18 protein-coding genes are annotated in these 20,498 nt (G+C 38.0%); 3 read left to right on the forward strand and 15 right to left on the reverse strand.

Features of this window, described 5'->3' with window-relative positions; genetic code table 11:
* The first annotated feature begins 250 nt into the window (after positions 1–250).
* Genes J416_RS01155 through J416_RS01165 form a run of 3 tightly spaced genes read left to right on the forward strand, consistent with a single transcriptional unit; the run spans position 251 to position 2,512 of the window.
* Positions 251–1,000: a methionine ABC transporter ATP-binding protein gene (locus tag J416_RS01155; RefSeq protein WP_003463138.1), complete on the forward strand. Its 750-nt coding sequence runs from the start codon at positions 251–253 to the stop codon at positions 998–1,000.
* Complete coding sequence (locus J416_RS01160; RefSeq protein ID WP_040512529.1) at positions 993–1,655, forward strand: methionine ABC transporter permease; 663 nt, start codon at positions 993–995, stop codon at positions 1,653–1,655. The genes J416_RS01155 and J416_RS01160 overlap by 8 nt, the downstream gene beginning before the upstream one ends.
* Before the next feature lie 14 nt (positions 1,656–1,669).
* Positions 1,670–2,512: a MetQ/NlpA family ABC transporter substrate-binding protein gene (locus J416_RS01165; protein ID WP_003463142.1), complete on the forward strand. Its 843-nt coding sequence runs from the start codon at positions 1,670–1,672 to the stop codon at positions 2,510–2,512.
* Between the two features lie 358 nt (positions 2,513–2,870).
* On the opposite strand, the gene ftsZ is transcribed toward J416_RS01165, so the two are convergent.
* The 15 genes from ftsZ to J416_RS01240 form a co-directional block, all read right to left on the reverse strand.
* Positions 2,871–4,004 (reverse strand): cell division protein FtsZ, encoded by a 1,134-nt coding sequence (gene ftsZ, locus J416_RS01170; RefSeq protein ID WP_003463144.1) that lies wholly within the window; start codon positions 4,002–4,004, stop codon positions 2,871–2,873.
* 67 nt (positions 4,005–4,071) lie between these two features.
* A complete protein-coding gene (gene ftsA, locus J416_RS01175; RefSeq protein ID WP_003463146.1) occupies positions 4,072–5,364 on the reverse strand; it encodes a cell division protein FtsA in 1,293 nt (430 codons plus the stop codon).
* Positions 5,365–5,529: 165 nt separating this feature from the next.
* A complete protein-coding gene (locus tag J416_RS01180) occupies positions 5,530–6,315 on the reverse strand; it encodes a cell division protein FtsQ/DivIB (RefSeq protein ID WP_003463175.1) in 786 nt (261 codons plus the stop codon).
* Between the two features lie 102 nt (positions 6,316–6,417).
* Positions 6,418–7,518 (reverse strand): stage V sporulation protein E, encoded by a 1,101-nt coding sequence (spoVE, locus tag J416_RS01185; RefSeq protein ID WP_003463177.1) that lies wholly within the window; start codon positions 7,516–7,518, stop codon positions 6,418–6,420.
* A gap of 126 nt (positions 7,519–7,644) precedes the next feature.
* The gene (murD, locus tag J416_RS01190) at positions 7,645–8,991 is read right to left on the reverse strand and encodes a UDP-N-acetylmuramoyl-L-alanine--D-glutamate ligase (protein ID WP_003463179.1); all 1,347 of its coding nucleotides are present in this window, start codon (positions 8,989–8,991) and stop codon (positions 7,645–7,647) included.
* The gene (mraY, locus tag J416_RS01195; RefSeq protein ID WP_003463181.1) at positions 8,988–9,974 is read right to left on the reverse strand and encodes a phospho-N-acetylmuramoyl-pentapeptide-transferase; all 987 of its coding nucleotides are present in this window, start codon (positions 9,972–9,974) and stop codon (positions 8,988–8,990) included. Before mraY ends, murD begins: the two co-directional genes overlap by 4 nt.
* A 47-nt stretch (positions 9,975–10,021) precedes the next feature.
* Positions 10,022–11,491, reverse strand: coding sequence for a UDP-N-acetylmuramoyl-L-alanyl-D-glutamate--2,6-diaminopimelate ligase (locus J416_RS01200; protein ID WP_003463183.1), 1,470 nt, complete (start codon positions 11,489–11,491; stop codon positions 10,022–10,024).
* Positions 11,492–11,577: 86 nt separating this feature from the next.
* Positions 11,578–13,503 carry a stage V sporulation protein D gene (locus J416_RS01205; RefSeq protein WP_003463186.1) on the reverse strand — a complete coding sequence of 642 codons (1,926 nt, stop codon included), beginning with the start codon at positions 13,501–13,503 and terminating at the stop codon, positions 11,578–11,580.
* Positions 13,504–13,604: 101 nt separating this feature from the next.
* The gene (locus J416_RS01210; RefSeq protein WP_003463189.1) at positions 13,605–15,758 is read right to left on the reverse strand and encodes a penicillin-binding protein; all 2,154 of its coding nucleotides are present in this window, start codon (positions 15,756–15,758) and stop codon (positions 13,605–13,607) included.
* Positions 15,759–15,768: 10 nt separating this feature from the next.
* Positions 15,769–16,149, reverse strand: coding sequence for a cell division protein FtsL (gene ftsL / locus J416_RS01215; RefSeq protein ID WP_003463192.1), 381 nt, complete (start codon positions 16,147–16,149; stop codon positions 15,769–15,771).
* A 36-nt stretch (positions 16,150–16,185) separates the two neighbouring features.
* Positions 16,186–17,124, reverse strand: a complete 939-nt coding sequence (gene rsmH / locus J416_RS01220) for a 16S rRNA (cytosine(1402)-N(4))-methyltransferase RsmH (RefSeq protein ID WP_003463195.1) — start codon at positions 17,122–17,124, stop codon at positions 16,186–16,188.
* 36 nt (positions 17,125–17,160) lie between these two features.
* On the reverse strand, positions 17,161–17,592 hold the full coding sequence (gene mraZ / locus J416_RS01225) for a division/cell wall cluster transcriptional repressor MraZ (RefSeq protein WP_003463198.1): 432 nt from the start codon (positions 17,590–17,592) through the stop codon (positions 17,161–17,163).
* A 166-nt stretch (positions 17,593–17,758) separates the two neighbouring features.
* A complete protein-coding gene (gene bshC, locus J416_RS01230) occupies positions 17,759–19,384 on the reverse strand; it encodes a bacillithiol biosynthesis cysteine-adding enzyme BshC (protein WP_003463201.1) in 1,626 nt (541 codons plus the stop codon).
* An 87-nt stretch (positions 19,385–19,471) separates the two neighbouring features.
* Positions 19,472–19,858 carry a DUF3397 domain-containing protein gene (locus J416_RS01235; protein WP_003463205.1) on the reverse strand — a complete coding sequence of 129 codons (387 nt, stop codon included), beginning with the start codon at positions 19,856–19,858 and terminating at the stop codon, positions 19,472–19,474.
* A gap of 123 nt (positions 19,859–19,981) precedes the next feature.
* Complete coding sequence (locus J416_RS01240; protein ID WP_003463207.1) at positions 19,982–20,440, reverse strand: RsfA family transcriptional regulator; 459 nt, start codon at positions 20,438–20,440, stop codon at positions 19,982–19,984.
* Positions 20,441–20,498: the final 58 nt, after the last annotated feature.

Here is a 20,498-nt window from a genome sequence, read left to right on the forward strand (position 1 = left end):
GATTGGATGGGTAAAACAAACAGATGACATCATCAGTTTTCCTCAATCTAAAAGAGCAAGAGAACAACTTAATGCTCCCTTGCTTGAGGAATACCTATAATAAAAATCAGTTCATTTGTAACATACAAACAAATGATGAAAAGAATCTGAACCAGCATTCGTATCAATTTCTAACGAATGACAACCACATGTTCATGAGTTATAATAAAGAAGTTCTGATTCACCTTTCATGTAGGAAAGGGGTTTTTTTATGATTACTTTGGATAATGTCAGCAAACTGTTCGGCTCATTCGAAGCGATTCAGTCGATATCATTACATATTACTTCTGGTGAAATTCATGGAATTATTGGTGCGAGTGGTACAGGAAAATCAACATTACTACGTTTAATGAATGTAATTGAACATCCTGATGCAGGAGACGTGATCATCGCTGGTAAAACGTTAAATCATTTAAAAGGCAAGCAAATTCGTCATATTCGTCAGTCGTTAGGTATGATTTTCCAGGGGTATCATTTAGTCGGCAATAAAACTGTATTTGATAATGTCGTCGTGCCACTAGAATTAGCGAAAACGCCGAAAAAGGACCGCAGAGAACGTGTCATGGAGAGTTTACGTTTTATCGGCCTTGAGACGTTAAAAGATCATTATCCAGGGCAGCTTAGTGGTGGTCAAAAACAACGTGTCGCTATTGCACGAGCAATCGTTAATCAGCCTCAAGTGTTGTTATGTGATGAACCTACGTCATCGCTTGACCCGAATACGACAGCAGAAGTGCTAGAAGTATTACAACGGATCAATCAAAAATTTGGTGTCACCATTGTCATAGTTAGTCATGAAATGGAAGTCATTGAAAGTATCTGTGAACGAGTAACTGTTTTAGCAGATGGTCAAGTCTATGATGAACTTGAGATTAAGCCGACTGGTATACACAAAATGGAGCATAGCGCCGAAGGATTTGTCAAACGGTTAACATCAGGTGGTGACATCAATGATGCCTGATATATTAGTGAAGTATCAAACTGAGATTTGGGTATCTATTGGTGAAACATTTATTATGGTTGGTTTTTCAATACTAGCGGCATTATGTATAGGGCTTCCAGTAGGTACCTTTTTGTTTTTGTGTCGCAAAGGGCAATTACTTGAAGATCAACTCATCTTTTCATCGTTAAACTTGATCGTAAACATTATCCGTTCGTTTCCATTCTTGTTACTCGTAATCTTCTTGATTCCGTTTACCCGTTTCATTATTGGAACGGCGATTGGTACGGCTGCTGCGACTGTACCGATGACCGTTATCGCGATCGCACACTATTCTCGCCTTGTAGAGCAATCGCTTCTCGATGTGCCAAAAGGCGTAATGGAGGCGGCTGTTTCGATGGGGGCGTCGGTTAAAGATATTATTATCAAATTTTTATTCGTTGAAGCACGCTCAGCGCTTATCCTAAGTATGACAACATCGACGATTAGTTTTATATCTTATTCAACGATTATGGGTGTCGTCGGTGGTGGTGGTATTGGCGACTTTGCTATCCGTTATGGTTACCAACAATTTCGAACTGATTTGATGATATATATTATCATTATTATGGTGATATTTGTACAACTCATTCAATATGCTGGCATTACATTAGCAAGAAAGTTAGATAAACGATAAGGGGGACATGATTGATGAAAAAAAGATTACTAATCATGATGGTCGTTCTAGTATCTGTGCTCGTCGCATGTAACGAGAATGGCGACAGCGAGAATACAAACGAATCAAGTGATAACAATAATAATGGAGAAAGTCAAGAACAAACAGTGAGCGTTGCTGTAGTTGAGTCGCCGATGTTAGATGTTGTGGAAATTGCTAAAGAAAACCTTGCTGAAGAAGATATTCACGTAGACATTGTTGAAATGGGAAACTATATTCAACCTAACGAAGCTTTAGCAAACGAAGAGGTGGATGCGAACTTTTCACAACACGTCCCATTTATGAAGCAGTTTAATCAGAACTCAGATGCTGATCTAACCGAGGTTCAGCCGATTTATTATGCTAATTTCGGACTCTATACAAAAGAATACGCAAGTATCGATGCGCTTCCTGATGACGCTACAATTGGTATTGCAAATGATCCATCTAACATAGACCGTTCTCTTCGCCTGTTAGCTGCACATGATTTAATAAAGCTGAAGGAAATAGATAATGGACAGTATGGATTAGAGGATATTAAAGAAGACTCTCACAACTATCGTTTTGAACAAGCAGGAATTGCTGCATTAACGCGTTTGTATAAAGATGTTGATGGCATTATTGTGAACCCAACACACGCTGGTCATTTAGATTTAACCCCAGCTGAAGATGCGCTTATTACCGAAAAAGAAGATAATAAATTTGCAATCACATTAGTCGCGCGTAAAGATAATGCGGATTCAGAACTTATTCAAAAATTAGCTGATGCGATGACAAGCGAAGAGGTTCGCACCTTTTTAAATTCTCGTGAAGGAGAAGCTTCTATTCCCGCATTCTAAAATCAAATGATTCACATCCTTTAGCATACAGTATGAAAGTCCCCCTTAACGTTAGCAGCTTATGGGGGACTTTCATTTTTTGATGCAAATAGGTGACCTCCAGACCCTTGTTTGCATCATATATTCATATTTACTGCAAACAGCAACTTCCTCTTCTCCTGTTTGACGCGTATATTCATATTTGCTGCAAACAGCTACTTTCTTTTCTGCCGTTTGACGCAAATCACAGATCACGATTGATAAAAAAATCCGAACCTATCTGTTGACTCACAGATAAGATTCGGATGTTTCGATAGTATCGAACTTTTTTGACAGTCGCTTACATTGACATACATTTGATCACAGTAATATCTATAAATTATCTTCTTTTATTTCGGTTACGTAAGAAGGTTGGAATATCCAATGTGTCTTCTTCTTGTTTTGGCCGTTGATTAATGGTTGGTTCCTGATTCGGCGACTCTTGTTTTCTTTCACGTTGATTGTTTTGTTGTTGCGGCATTGCCTTTGGTCGTGAAGATGATGATTGCTGTTTTAATTGCGTTTCATCAAAACCAGTAGCAATGACAGTTACAACAATTTCATCCTTTAACTCGTCATTAATGACTGAACCAAAAATGACATTCACTTCTTGGTCTGCTGCAGACGTCACAATATCAGCAGCTTCTTGAACTTCATATAAGCTCAAGTTCGTACCACCTGTAATATTCATTAACACACCATGCGCACCATCGATTGACGTCTCCAATAATGGTGATGAAATAGCCTTTTTCGCTGCTTCGCCTGCTCGACTTTCGCCAGTTGCTACACCAATTCCCATTAATGCTGAACCTTTATCAGCCATGATCGTTTTTACGTCAGCAAAATCAACGTTAATCAATCCAGGTGTCGCAATGAGGTCAGATATACCTTGAACACCTTGTCGTAGCACATTATCCGCTTCCCGGAATGCCTCTAACATCGGTGTATTTTTATCGATAATTTCGAGTAAACGGTCATTTGGAATCACAATCAGCGTATCAACACTTTGTTTCAATCCATCAATTCCAGAAACCGCTTGTGTTGCTCTTTTTCGCCCTTCAAATGTAAATGGTCTTGTAACAACACCGACTGTTAATGCCCCTAATTCCTTCGCTACTTGTGCAATAACCGGTGCCGCACCAGTACCAGTGCCACCACCCATACCAGCTGTAACAAACACCATATCAGAACCTTTTAAAATCTCTTCCAATTGCTCTTTACTTTCTTCTGCTGCTTTTCTACCTACTTCTGGATTCGCTCCAGCCCCTAATCCTCTCGTTAACTTTGTTCCAATTTGCATTTTCACTTCAGCTTTTGAAAGATTAAGAGCTTGTGCATCAGTATTCACAGCGATGAATTCAACACCTTGAACACCATGTTCAATCATGCGATTCACAGCATTACTTCCACCACCGCCAACACCGATTACTTTTATCGTTGCAAGTTGGTCCATATCTGTTTCAAAGTCTAACATTCAATTTCCTCCTAATTCTCCTAGTTTCCCGTCACAAATACTTCTATCAAATATGTATCATTCATTATCAATCAAAGAAGTACTTAAAAAAGTTTGCTAATTTCGGTTCTTTATTCGATCGTTTCTTTTGTTTTTTAGGTTCTTTCGGTTCCTTCATCGTTTTTTTCTTTTCAACTGGAGCTTGTCCTGCTGTTTCCATTACCACTGCATTTGAAAACTCTTTCCCTTGTATTTTCGCATTCTTATAAGCAAATTTCAAGATACCCACACCAGACGTAAACTGAGGATCACGTACGCCTATGTAATCCGGAATAGCGATGCGTACATTGCTTTGGAAAAGATCTTGGGCGAGTTCACTAGCACCTGGCATATTCAAACTGCCACCCGTTAAAACAATTCCTCCCGGGATTTCATCTAACCCCATTTTTTGAATTTCCCTTGCACTGTAATAATAAATTTCTTCCAATCTAGCTTCAATAATTTCAGCGATATCTAATTGATGAAACGTTTGCTTTTGATTGCTCCCGATAATATTTACATCAAACATTTCCTCTTCACTGGCATTATCAAAAAAAGCATGACCATAATTCATTTTAATATCTTCAGCTTCTTCGGATGTTGTACGTAAACCAATGGAAATGTCTTTCGTAATATTATCACCACCTAACGGAACAACAGCAGTATCGACTAGCACATCGTTTTCAAAAACGGAGACAGTCGTACTGCCACCGCCGATATCCATTAAGGCTACACCAAGGTTTTTTTCATCTTTGGACAATGCCATCTCACCTGTGGCTAAAGGTTGCAAGCAAATATCCATAATTTCAAGGTTTGCTTTTTCCACACATTTTAGAATATTATGTAAAAATGTTTTTGAACTAGTAATAATGGTGCCTTCCATTTCTAATCGTACACCGATCATACCTCTTGGATCGCGTATTTCATCTAAACCATCGACAATAAACTGCTGCGGAATCACATCCACAATCTCACGCTCTGGTGGGATCGAAATGACTTGAGCAGCATCCATGACTCGATGAATGTCCTCCTCCGCAATTTCCTTATTTTCATTTGATACAGCTACTACTCCATGACACGGTTGTAACTGTACATGATTTCCGTTAATGCCAACAATGACGCGATCAATATGTATGTCCACCATTCTTTCTGCCTGCTCGACAGCAGACCGTATGGAATGAACGGTTTGATCAATGTCAACAATTGCACCTTTTTTCATTCCTAAAGATTTTGCTGATCCAACCCCGATTATATTAAGAGAATCTTCTAAAATTTCTCCAATGATTACTTTCACATTTGATGTACCTATATCCAGGCTGACCAAAATATCACTGTTGTCCATAAGGCACCTCCTATTTCCTCACATAGCTTACTACCGATTGCATAGAATAAATAGTGTTAACACCCATTATAATAAAAAAACAACAATTTTTCATGAAAATATGCAAATTTATCACAAAAAAATCCACTTAAAATGATTATTCTACATATATAATAAAATTCCTGCTTACTCTACGCTTTCTTCCTCTTTATCTTCATTTACTTCGTCATAAGGTGTAAAAACAGCTCCACCATCATCAATCGTTATGACACCATCTTGTTTCGAATCAAGTTGTGAAACGATCGAAGGATAAGTATCGAGTAATGCAGATAAATTGCGAATCGAAGACTCTACTTCATATCCATCACTCATATATAATGTAATTTGATAAGGATTTCCCTCTGTCGGCGTCCAATGAATTTCAGAAATGATAGACAATAGATAAGTCGATAGATTATTTAATTCATTAGCCAATTCTTGGATATATATCGGTTTTGAGAAGTCAGATAAAATTGGTACAGATGGATTGACTTCTTCCCAATTGATAGCATCTAACTGATCACCGTTTTCCAATAGAGGGACAACTTTACTTTCTGCTTCAATATAGCCGACATGCTTTAATTCCTTAATGTCAATTCGAATTTGATGATAAAATTGCTTTGATACGCTCACCGACTGAATCAATGGATGCTCTACAATCGCTTGCTTAACTTCACTTGACTGAACACCCCAAAAATTCGATTCTAAAGTTACTGCACTCTTATCAACTATTTCTTGCTTATCCACCCATTGATTGCCGTCTACGACAACTTTCTGAACATGACTTAATGGTGACTGTAAATAGATGACGAAACAAATTAAGAAAAAGAAGATCGCCAAATAAATAATGAGTCGACGGTTTGCTTTCTTCCTTCGCTCGCGCTTTAATTTTGGAATCCGATCTTCGATTGAAACGACTCGTTTTTCGGGCATGACGATAACTTCCTTTACACATGTTTATCTTGAACAGTTACCCATATTCGTAGTGTATCTATTATACCATACTCTCGTGCATGGTAACACGATCAAAAAGGCCTAAAATTTTCTATATTGGCTGATATTTATCAGTATACCCACCGAACATAATGTTAAAGTTAACGATGAACCACCGTAGCTCAAAAAAGGAAGTGTAATGCCTGTAACTGGGATTAGGCCGATAACAACACTAATATTAATTATAACTTGCGTCGCGATCATTCCAACAATTCCAATCGCAAGTAAACGTGCATAAAGGTCAGGGGCATAAATAGCAGTTAACACACCTCTCCAAATAAACGTAACAAAAAGGCTGATGACAGCTAATCCACCGATGAATCCTAATTCTTCAGCAATGATAGCAAAGATAAAATCGTTATGTGGTTCTGGCAAATAAAAATATTTCTGCAAACTGTTTCCGAATCCTACCCCAAATAAACCACCAGGACCTATAGCATATAATGATTGAATAATTTGAAACCCATTTCCTAATGGATCCTCCCATGGATCAAGAAATGCAGTAATTCGATTGATTCGATAGGGGGCTGAAATAATTAAAAACAAAAACCCGATGACACCTATTCCTGCCAGAAACAGAAAATGAGCAATCTTTGCTCCAGCTACAAATAACAGTAAAAAACAAGTGAGTAAAAATACCATGCCTGTCCCTAAATCTGGCTGTAACATAATAAGGAGAAACATCGTAACAATAAGTGAAAGCGGCGGGAGAAACCCTTTTTTAAACGACGTAATTTTCTCTTGATGATTTACAAGATAGCCACTTAAAAAAATAATCATTCCGAGTTTCATAAATTCTGCTGGTTGAATACTAAATGCGCTAACACCTATCCAACTGCGAGCCCCACCCCGAACCATACCGATTCCAGGTATTAAAACAGCAACTAATAACAATAAGCAGCCAAGAAATATCCAAGCACGGTAACGTAACCACTGATAATACGGAACCTTCGCAATGAAAAACATCGCAATAACACCAACTCCAGCAAATAACACTTGTCGTTTCGCAAAATAAAATGGATCATCAAACTTATATGAAGCCCAAATGGAAGATGCACTATAAACCATTACCGTACCGAACAATAAGATCATAATGATCGTTACCACTAACACACGATCTGGATTACTTATTTTCTTATTCATAAAAAACCCCCTGTCCATGAATTGGTTCGGGGCTTTTTATACCTAATAATAGTCAATAAACAAGTATGGCTCTACAATCAATGTAAGCATCGATATCATGCCTTTCTTACTAGACAAGCCCCTTGTTTATAATTTATGCACGAAGTTGACAAACATGTCGCCTCTCTCTTCAAATGTTCGATACTGGTCCCAACTCGCACAAGCAGGCGAAAGTAAAATCACATCACCCGATTGCGAAAGGTTATAGGATGATGCCACGGCTTCTTCCATCGTCTCCACTATAGTGATGTCTTGAATACCAGCTTTTTCAGCCGTACTTGCAAGTTTAAAAGCCGTTTGTCCAAATAAAACCATCGCTTTTACATTCGTTACATAGGGCAACAAGTCGTCAAAGCCATTTCCTCGATCCAAACCGCCAGCTAAAAGAATCACTGGTTGTCGAAAACTACGTAACGCTTTAGAAGTTGCTAATATATTGGTCGCTTTCGAATCATTGTAAAAGAAGCGTCCGTTGACTTCGCTCACATATTGCAATCGATGTCTCACACCAGTAAATGTTTGTAAAACAGATTGAATCGATTGATTACGAACACCTTTTGCTTTTGCCACACTAACCGCGGCCAAAATATTTTCAAGGTTATGTTGGCCAACTAATACAATCTCATCAACATCGATCACTCTTTCGTTCTGATAGAAAATAGCTCCATCACTACAGTACGTTCCATTGAGCAACACTTCATTCATGCTAAATGGGATACAAGTGGCTTCAGCATCTTCGATCATGGATAACACCAACTGATCATCAGCATTATATACCAATACATCATCTGCAGTCTGATTTTTGAAAATATTCGCCTTTGCTTCCATATAATTTTCGAGCGTATGATGGAAATCAAGATGCGCTTCAAAAATATTTAATAACACTGAAATATCCAGTTTCAATCGAGTAATACCTTGCAACTGAAAAGAAGACAATTCAACAATTAATGCTTCATTACTTTTTGCTTCTGCCGCAATTTCTGATGCAACAAAACCGATATTACCGGCAATTTGAACAGGCTGTTCGTCCGTTTTCACCATTTCATAAATGAGCGAAGTCGTCGTTGTCTTACCATTTGAACCTGTTATTCCTACTAATGAGTCAACGTCCATATAATGCATCAATTCAACTTCGGTAATTACAGGTATTCCTCGACGAATGGCTTCATCAATTAACGAATTATGATAAGGAATACCTGGGTTTTTTATCACAACGTCCACTCGCTCAAGTAAAGACAGTGAGTGATGTCCCAATTCAATATCAATTCCCATGTCCATTAATTCTTGTACCGCAGTATCTTGTGTCGACGCTTTTAAATCATTGGCCACGACCTCAATTTGATGATTGGCCAATAGCTTGGAAACAGCTGTACCACTTTTTGCTAATCCAAGGACAAGTACGCGTTGATATGGAAAATTTCTTAATTTATTCATGACGTCCACACCTCAATATAAATACCAATAGCAGCAAATATAATGGCAATCATCCAGAACGTTGTTACCACACGCCATTCTGACCAACCATTTAATTCATAGTGGTGATGTAACGGGCTCATACGAAAAATCCGTTTCCCAGTTGTCTTAAAAGAAATCACTTGTAAAATAACTGACAATGTTTCAATGACAAAAACACCACCAATCACAATAAGCAAAATCTCAAGTTTCAATAATATGGCGATGGCAGCAATTGCACCACCTAAAGCTAATGATCCAGTATCTCCCATAAACACTTTGGCGGGATGTGCATTAAACACTAAAAAACCTAATAAAGAACCAACAACTGCTAAAGCAAAGATTGTTACCGGTACATTCAGCGCGCCGTAGCCAGCTAAAATGGCAAACGCACCGAAACTAATAGCAGCAGTACCCGCTAATAATCCGTCCAATCCATCAGTTAAATTGACTGCATTGGAAGCACCAACAAGCATTATCATAATAAAAACCGCGTAAAACCAACCAAGATCGAAACCTATGTCCGTTCCCGGCAACATCACCGTTGTCGAGAAGTTTTGTCGTTTTAGCACCATAAAAAAGATCAACGAAATCACAATTTGACCGAGCAATTTCTGTTTTGATGTTAATCCTAAATTTCGTTTTAACACGACCTTAATAAAATCATCTAAAAAGCCTAACAAACCAAATCCTATGAGTACCAATAATAAAAGACCGGTTTGATAACCAATTCCATCACTCCCGACTTTACTAACGACAATAATGGAAGTAACTGCGGAACTTAGAATAATCATAAGTCCACCCATCGTCGGCGTTCCTGACTTTTTTTGATGGGATTTCGGCCCTTCTTCTCGAATGCTTTGACCAAACTTTAGCTTCCGTAAGAATGGGATAAAAATCGGAGAAATAAGGACGGTTATTAAAAATGCAATAGCGATGGTTATAAAAAATGAATACTCACTCATCTGTTTTCTCTCCTAACTCGTTTCCGTCCATGTAAAGACGCTATATATTACTTTTTTTCTTCTTGAAGCACTTGTAATGCTACTTTTTCATCGTCAAACTCATAGGTGTGATCACCGATGACTTGATATGTTTCATGACCTTTGCCTGCAATTAAGACCATATCCTTCGAAGTTGCTTGTTGAATAGCTGTTCGAATCGCTTGTTTACGATCAGCAATGACCTGATAATTCGTTGCATCTAAATCAACCACCATATCATCAATAATAGCTAAAGGGTCTTCCGATCGTGGATTATCAGATGTAAAAATGGCTTTATCTGCATACCGACAAGTGATGTCTGCCATTTGTGGTCGTTTATTTCGATCACGATCTCCACCACAACCAACGATAGCATAGACATTTCCGTGACAAACATTCTTTATCGTTTGTAAAACATTCTCTAAAGAGTCAGGTGTATGTGCATAATCTACAATCACGCCAAAGTCATGCTCTGTTAACACCGGCTGAAACCTACCCTTTACACCTTTCGTTTGTTCGATCACTTCTTTGATGGTTGTTATAGATATTCCTGCATAATAAGCAGTTGCCGCAGCAGCTAACATATTATAGACACTAAACTTTCCAATGAGATGACTATTCATAGATATCGTTCCCTCAGGTGTCTCCATATCGAAATGAACCCCCTGCTCAAATAGAGTAATATTGTTAGCACGGAAAGTCGCTTCTTGTTCAATACCATAGGTGATCACTGGTTGCGCTGTACTTTTTATCAATTGATGAGCAGCGGGATCATCAATATTGATAATGGCATATTTGGGTTTGCTTTTGCTATAACTATTGCCCAGTTGAGAAAATAATAAGCTTTTGGCAAATAAATAATCCTTCATTGTTTGATGATAATCAAGATGATCTTGCGTTAAATTCGTAAATACTGCGAGATCAAAATCCGTTCCATGAACTCTTCCTTGATCTAATGCATGAGAAGATACTTCCATAATACCGACATCAATTTGTTTTTGTACCATTTGGTCAAAGCTTTTTTGTAACACTAATGCATCAGGAGTCGTATTGTTTACAGGTTCATACTTCTGCTGGATACGCATACCAATCGTACCAATTAATCCAGTCCGGAACGTAGCTGCTTGAAGGATTTCTTCCAGTATATGAGTGACAGATGTTTTACCATTTGTACCAGTTACACCAATCATTTTCATCTTGGTTGTGGGATAATCATAAAAAAATGATGCAACTTGTGGTAACACTCTTTTCGTATTAGGTACAATGATAACTGGAACATCAAGTGATAATGGCTTTTCTGCTACAATCGCTACCGCCCCACGTGTAACAGCTTCTGCTGCAAATTGATGGCCATCAACCGTATATCCATGAATACATATAAACAACGTATTGGATGTCACTTGTCGATGATCCTTCTCCACATTCGATATGTGAATCCCATCTAAGGTCTTCTCACATTGATATTGAGGTAATGAACGAATAATTTCTCCCAGTTCCATGAACAATCTCCTTTTTTATTTTCTCATAACTTCACAATTCTTATATTATAGCAAATTTACAGGGTCTTTTCGATTGTTTTTTTTTGTTATTTTTCGCCAAGCACTAAACGAATTTCACTACCTTCTTCAACTTGTTCACCAGCTGCAGGTGCTTGATCAATAATATATTCCCCTTCACCTAATAAATCTACTTGTAGAGACATGAGTTGCTTTTGCAATTCCTTTTTGTGTAAACCAACTAAGTCAGGTACTTCTATTTTAGGGGTATCTGGCCACTGATAGTCCTTCTCAATCCCATTGTCTTGCTTCTCTACACCTAATGCTCGTAAACTATCATTAATAATCGTTCCAACAATGGGAGCAGAAACAACTCCACCGAATTGAACCGTATCTTTCGGGTTGTCAATGGCAACATAAACAACAATTTCTGGATCATTTGCAGGCGCAAAACCAATAAATGATACAATATGATTATTTTCTAGATAACTTCCATCCGGACCGACTTTTTGTGCCGTACCCGTTTTCCCACCTACACGATATCCTTCAACGTAGGCGCTTCTTCCCGTACCTAGTGCAACGACTCTCTCTAGTGCTTCTGCTACTCTATTTGATGTCTCTTTAGAAATAATTTGGTCTTTTAAGATAGGTTCTTGTTGCTTAAGAACTTCATTCGTCTTCGAATCTACCCATCCTTTTGCAATAAAAGGTTCATACAAATAACCACCATTCACTGCTGCCGATACAGCCATCACTTGCTGAATTGGTGTGACCGAAACGCCCTGCCCGAATGAAGTCGTAGCAAGTTCCACTGACCCTACATTCTCTATATCAAATAATATACCACTTGCTTCTCCTTGTAGATCAATACCTGTTTCTTGACCAAAGCCAAATTGATCGATATAAGAAAACAATTTTTCCTTACCCAATCGTTGACCTAATTCCACAAATCCAGGGTTACACGAATTTTGCACAACTTCCATAAACGTTTGTTGACCATGTCCACCACTTTTCCAACAATGTAAATGGGTACCGCCGACTTCAATATCCCCATCGTCGTAAAATTCTTCATCTTCTAAATCAACGACATTTTCTTCTAATGCTGCCGCTAATGTAATAATTTTAAATGTCGACCCTGGTTCATAAGTACTCCAAATCGGTAAGTTACGGTTATAAATTTCAGGTTCAATTTCCCGGTAATTGGCTGGATCAAAATTCGGTCTAGAAGACATCCCCAAAATACTACCATCATTCGGATTGACGGCAATAGCAATCGCACCATCAGGATTATAAGTAGCTTCTGCTATATCTAGTTCTCGCTCGATAATTTTTTGCACGTCTAAGTCAATCGTTAATTGCAGATGATCCCCATCTTCAGGGGCCGTATATTTATCCGCCATTTGTGGCAGTCGTTTACCTTTGGCATCGCTATAAAATGACAAACTTCCAGGCGTTCCACTTAACTGATCATCATAGAATAACTCTAAACCCGTTAAACCTTGATTATCAATACCGCTAAAACCTAAAACGTGTGACAACAATGTATCATGGGGATAATGTCGCTTCGAATCTTCCGCAATATAAACGCCTTCAAGATTGAGCGTTTGAACAGCAATTGCTGTTTCTTCAGAAATTTTTCGACCTTCTGGTTGAACAATAACGATTCTCTCGTTTTTGGTAATCGATGTTAGCGCTGATTCATAAGACATGTCCAAGACACGGGCTAAAGCTTCTGCCGTTTTTTCTGGTTCCGAAATTTGTCGTGGGACAACCATGACCGTCGGTGCAGAAACATTCTCAGCCAATACATCTTCATCATTATCTAAAATTTTTCCCCGCTCTGGTTCAAATACGATATCACGACTCCATAGAGCTTCAGCCTTTTCCATCAAAAAGTTCGATTGAATAAATTGAACAAACCCTAATCGGAAACCAATCATCATAAAAATCACTATAGCGAAAAGAAACACAGTGACTATTCTTTTTTGAACCATAATATTGGCAACACGTTTCATGGCACTTCTCCTTTATAGAAAGAAACTGTTTGTCCTAATATATGATTGCAATTAATTGAATAGAACACTGTGACTTGTGCTAACAATTTCAGCTATGACCTTCATGATTCATTTGGTTCAGCAAACTCTACCATTAAATAATCATTCGACTGAATAGGACTTCCTGCTTTAATACTTTGCTTCGTTACATATCCATCGCCTAGCCATTCTACATCGAGATCAACAAAGTCTCTCAACATCAATACATCATTTCTCGACCAACCAGTAATATCAGGCATTTTCGGTTGATCCGTCAAAATGAGCACACGTTTATTCGGTAAAACTTTTGTACCTTCTGAAACACTGACCTTTTTCACATTCTCACCATCACCAACTGTAGTGTAGTGGATGCCTTTCTCTTCAAACGTTTTGGTCACTTCTTTTGTTTGCTTCCCTCGCCAATCTGGGATTTCAATTAATTCAACAGGCTCGACCTCTTCTTTATCTGGTTCAATATTTAAGTAGCGTAGGCTATTTTCCATCACATTTTTGAAAATAAAAGATGTCGGCGCTGAACCTAATTCTGTCAGCTCAAGTTCAGGCTGTTTCACTGCTACATACATCATTAACTCTGGATCATCCGCCGGTGCCATTCCTAAAAATGAAAAGATGTTATTGCCATGACCTGTCATATAGCCATCTGAATTTGGATCAGGAATTTCTGCGGTTCCAGTTTTTCCTGCAACAGAGTAATCTTTTAAATTATAGACGTTATGTCCCGTCCCTTCTTCAGCGGTGATCACTGTTTCTAGTATGTCACGTGTTTGTGCTGCGGTTTCACTAGAGATTGGCTTGCTCACTACTTCAGGATTATGAACATCGATCGTTTCTTGTGTCTCACGGTCTACTGTTTTTTCAATGACATATGGTTGCATCATTTTACCATCATTTGCAACGGCAGATGCTGCTTTGATCAATTGTATCGGGGTAGTTGTCGTCCCTTGTCCAAAGGCTGTTGTAATTTGTTCAATGGGATAATCAAACAAAATATTACCCGGCTCTTCTCCCGATAAGTTGATTCCTGTTTTTTGACCAAAATCAAATGCTTTTAAATACTCTAAGAATTGATCTGAACCAATCTTTTCATAAGCTAGTTTCGCAGCAGCCACGTTGGACGAACGTTGAATCCCTTCAAGGTAGGTAATTGGTCCCCAGCCTTCACCACCATTATGGTCACTGATAGTCGTAATGTTGTCTCCAGCCTTATACCTGCCCGATTCATAAAACTCATCAGGATTCCAAACACCTTCTTCGATCGCAGAAGCAAGTGTGAAAATCTTCATCGTTGATCCAGGTTCAAATGGAGTCGAAATGACGTCATTATACCAATTTTCTACGTCACCTAAATCATTCGGGTTGTAGCTAGGACGGTTACTCATAGCAAGGATTTCACCCGTTTTTGCGTCCATTACGACTGCAGACATCCTTGCCGGATCATAAGCTTCGACCATTTCCGACATCGCATCTTCCATCAAGGTTTGTATCTTTTGATCGATCGTTAAATACACATCGTCTCCATCTTCAGGTTGATTCACAATTTCTTTTGGGTTTAATAGTTTGACATTGTAACTATCTCGTTGGTATGAAATCGATCCATCTATCCCTGTTAAGTGGTCATTTAAATGACTCTCCACACCATTTAATCCTGTAATTTCACCCTCTTTTTTATCTGTTAAACCGATCGTATGAGAAGCAAACATCCCATTTGGATAAAAACGAATCGCCTCTTCCCGAAAGTTAATCCCTGGTATTTGTAAAGATTCAATTTTATCTTTTGTCTCCTGACTTAATTCACGACCTTTATTACCAAACTCAACTTGAAAACGATCCTCTTCTCTACCCTCTTCAAGAATTTCACGCATCTCACTTGGTTCCATGCCAATGATAGATGCGATTTGATCAACCACTTGATCGATATCGGTAACATGCTTAGGTTCTGATGGATTCACAGTATATGATTCATCTAATATAGCATACATCCGATAAACAGTATGTTCTTGCGCTAATGCCATGCCGTTTCGATCAAAAATTGTTCCCCGTTCTGCTGGTATTTGATAGCTATTCGTTCGTTGTTCCTTTGCCAACTCTGTGACAGAAACATTTGCTACCTCTCCAGTTACTTGTATGTATAAAAAACGTCCTGTAATGACCAAAAATGCAATGGAAAAAATCACGATCCAAAGAACAGGAATCACATGCGTCGTTTTATGTTTCATACGAGTTCACCTATTCTTTCATTTCACTAGCTTGTTTGACTTCTGTGTTTTGAATTTCAAGGCCATGCTTTTTCGCATTTGCAATAATACGATCTGGTTGACTTAATTCTTTTACTTTATGTTCTAAATTTTTATTAGAAACCATTTGATTATCTACTTTTGTTTCCATCGATTGAATATTGCGATTCATTTGATCTAGCGACACGCTGTAAGAAACGATATATAAAAGACTAGAAATAACAAAGACAGCGAATACGCTGTATAGCAATTTTTCCCCTTTTGTAATCCAACGTTTTTTTACTTTTACTTTCTGTTCTGTCGCATCACTTTGTCTGCGTTGAGGGGCGGTTTGACTTGTAGTTTGCCAGCTTCTTACCTGTTCTGCTTCCATTGTAACGCCACCTTTCGATTGATTATTGATTGCTTTTTATTCAGCAATTCTTTCAACAATTCTTAACTTCGCTGATCGAGAGCGCCGATTATGTTCGGTTTCTATTTCTCCAGGGATAATCGGTTTTTTGTTAATAAATTGAAACGGTGGTTGATATTCATCTGGAATCACTGGAATTTGTTTTGGTAAAGGAGGTGGTGTACTCCATTTTTTAAAGGTTTGTTTACAAATACGATCTTCTAATGAGTGGAAACTTATGACAGCAATTCTACCATGACGGCCGATTATTTCACCTGCTTGATCAAGGGCTTCTTGAAAAGCTTGCAATTCATCATTTACCGCAATACGCAATGCTTGAAAAATACGTTTTGCCGGGTGGCCACCTTTACGTCTTGCAGGTGCAGGAATCGCCTCCTTGATAACATCAACGAGTTCAAAAGTGGTCGTAATTAGTTGTTGTTTACGTTTTGCTTCAATCTTTCGAGCAATTTGCTTGGAAAACTTCTCCTCACCATATTTAGTAAAAATAAATACTAATTGTTGATAACTCCATTCATTCACAACAGTAGCAGCAGTGAGTGATGAATTTTGATTCATTCGCATATCTAATGGGGCATCATGTTGATAACTAAATCCTCGTTCAGGTTGATCCAATTGAGGAGATGAAACGCCTAAATCAAACAAAATACCATCAACTTTGTCAATCGATCGCTTAGCTAGCTCTTCTTTCAGATAGCGAAAATTACGTTTGATCAAAATAGGTTCTGTCTGATAGCCCTTCAACCGCTTTTCAGCTGCTTGCAGGGCCACCTCATCTTGATCAAAAGCAATTAATTCACCAGATGAGTCTAGTTGAGCGATGATCGCTTCTGCATGGCCGCCGCCACCTAGTGTGCAATCAATATATGTACCATCTGATCGAAGGTTTAATCCGTCAACGGCCTCTTGTTTAAGTACTGTTTCATGATCAAACATGTTCTTCACCCCGCTTTCACCAATTAAAATTCTCACTTATAAATCAAAATCCATCATATTTTCAGCAATATCAGCAAACGAATCCTCTGATGTTTCAACAAATTCATTCCATTTTTCATCAGCCCAAAATTCTACGCGATTTGAAACACCGATGACAGCACATGCTTTTTCAATTTCAGCGTATTTTCTCAACGGGGCTGGAATATTGATTCTTCCTTGTTTATCAATCTCACATTCAACGGCTCCTGAAAAAAAGAAGCGTGTAAAGGCTCTGGCATCTTTTTTTGTTAACGGCAGTTTCTTTAATTTTTCTTCAAGAATTTGCCATTCATTCATAGGGTAAGCAAATAGACACTGATCTAAACCACGAGTCACGACGAAGCGTTCACCGAGACCCTCGCGAAACTTAGAAGGGACAATAATGCGACCTTTTGTATCAATGTTATGTTGATATTCCCCCATGAACATGCCAAAGCACCCCACTTTCTACCCCTATCGTACCACAATCCACCACAATCCACCACTATTTATTTAAAAAAAGTTACAATTTCTAGTCTTATTTCAACAGCTAACAGAAATGCACGAAAAAAAGATACCCAATTCGATATGGGTATCTTTAAGAACACAGATTAAGTTATGGTAAATATGCGATATAGTGTGGTTGTTGATAATCAAAATCGTATTGATACAATTGGTGGATCCAGTCCGTTCCATATTGATTCATGAAATACAACACGTTCCATATTCTCTCTTGCAAACCGTTTTCGGGATGTAAATGTAAGTTGACATAATCAAACACTTGAATATGATGCGTATTCTCATTTTCCACTTCTTTACGTAAACGTTGGGTCAATGTTTCGACATCCTCTAATATAAATTCCAAATTTTTCTTTGCGTAATGCTTCACATCATCACTCATCGAATTCGCAACATCTTGAAGTGGTTCGTGCGCCTTTGTAATCGTCTGTTTCAATTGCGTTTCTAATGTGTGGATGGGTGGTGATAATTGTGATCGTAGCCAATTTTGTTTTTGATCTATTGTGCCATATTGAATGCTTGAATCGACGGGAATATCATATGTTGCTAAACGTTTATTGACCTTTTCCTCAACTAACGTGATTGAAACTCTTGGTAATACTGGTGGCATTTTTCGTTCGAAGGCTTGAAATGTCGGCTTTAAAATTGACCAATAGCCTACTTCACTCGGTCCACCAAGAAATGCAAGTGTCGGAAATAATAAATCCTGCATGATAGGTCTTGTCACCACATTGTTGCTTAGTCTCTCAGGATGATCTGAAGCGATATGTAGCAATTCTTCTTCTGTTAATCGACATTCATTGTTTTTGCCAATCCATAGCGCACCTTCACGTTTTAATAAAATACGTTCGTTATCCAAATGATAAAACAGATGTCCATCATCTTCATCTACATCCACCGAAATAGGATAACCTAATTGTCTCAAGGATTGTAATGATTGATATACACCTGGATGCCAGGTTCCATGCGTTTGAATCATCTTTGTGAAAAATTCAGCTTCTAAACCTCGGACCTGGGGATCAGCAGAATCAACTAATATCAGCCCAGATTCAGCAAACAAATGATGGACAAACGTAGCAAAGAAATCTACTAGCGTTTCAGATTCATCAACACATCGATTCATGGTATAGAATAGATCTTTCGTGTACGTTGTTTCATCTAATTGTTTGGTGACTTCCTTTACCCACTGCTTTAATTGATCTCGGTCGACCTTTCGATGAGAAACAGAGGAACGGTCAGTGGCCCCATCATTAAATGGATGCTTGACTAATTCATTTTCGCTTGGTAAGTAAATATGATTAATTTCATCAAAATCATGATCCTCACCCGCAATCCAAAACACAGGCAGTACAGGTTTATTCAATTCCTTTTCTTGTTTTTGAGCTAATTGAATGATCGAAACAATTTTATGTATCGTATAAAGTGGTCCTGTAAGCAAACCTGCTTGTTGTCCCCCAATGACAACCATACTTTCATCAGCTTTTAAGCGCTCAATGTTTGAAAAGGTCTCATCCGAAGCTTTCCAACGTTTGTTCAGATCATTTAACACCTTTGATAAATTTTCACGCGGATACGTATATTCCTTCATGTCTTGCATTCGCTCATGAAAAACATTTTCTTCATATGGCTGATAATCAAAAAAACGAAAAAGCTCTTGATGTTTGTTTCGATAAGAAGTGATAAATGTATGTAATAAGTCGATTGCGATCGATTCCATTTGCATTGGTTATATGCCCCTTTGTTCAAATGATTCATTTTATGATACCACTTGTATTTTACATAATTATATAAAGAAAAGCACATCATTTGTTTACACAGCGCGATAGATAAACAAGCACACACCATAGAGACTAAATCCAATATATAGAATAAAAAAAAGTAAAAAGCTCGATTTCCAAAAATACTTCCATATAACAGAAAAAATAATATCCTTCCCTTGTTTCCATTGAGCGAAAACAAAAATCGTAAACATAAAAGCAAGAAATAATATCATATAACCCGTTACATGATATTGAAATAGACTATAAATCATAGCGTTAACTGCTAAAATATAAAAAATTGTTGTTGAATCAACAGCGATATGAATTGCTCGCCAATGCCGTTCAACTAAGCGCTTCGATGTAAAATATACCAAAACCGTTATGAAGAGCGGAATTGTAATCGCTATCGCCATAACATGAGCTAAAACATCAACCATATTTTTCCACCTTTTTACTAATTTTCATAACTGAACATATTTTATACTTGAAATAATACGACATTTTTGTACAAAAAACAACAAATACCCTATCTTTTGACAGGGTATCATAGGACTTTCATATCATTTTTTCTGTAAAGCTTTCGCTTGTTCAATGTAAACTTCAATCTTTGAAAGATACGAATCCATTTGCTCCATGTATTGTTTCAATTTTCTATTTTCAGTTCGTAAGACCTCTAATTGCGTCTGATCATCTACTTGCGCATAATAGGATTGTAACTTCTGTAATAATTGTATAATTTCTTGATTATCAAATTCCTCTAAGTGTTCTGTTTCCATGACATACCATTGCGTCTGTTCTTTCTTACGATTCGTTTTAGCCATTTGTATGGCATCTTCATAATTTTTTCGTAATGCAGCATTCCAGCGAAACCCACAAGCTGCTGGCGTTCGTGACAATTCATCACCAACTTCTTTAAACGCTTCTAATTGTGTCTTACCTTCGCGAATATATCGCAACACCGTCTCAGCTAATAAAATATCTTCATCCTTCGTCCAGGCATCTTGACGATTCCCACGCATTCATTCACCTCCTCCAACCGTTGCTATCAATGTATGCATTTAATAGAGGAGATAGAAT

It is taken from the genome of Gracilibacillus halophilus YIM-C55.5 (assembly GCF_000359605.1).
Taxonomy (GTDB): domain Bacteria; phylum Bacillota; class Bacilli; order Bacillales; family Amphibacillaceae; genus Gracilibacillus; species Gracilibacillus halophilus.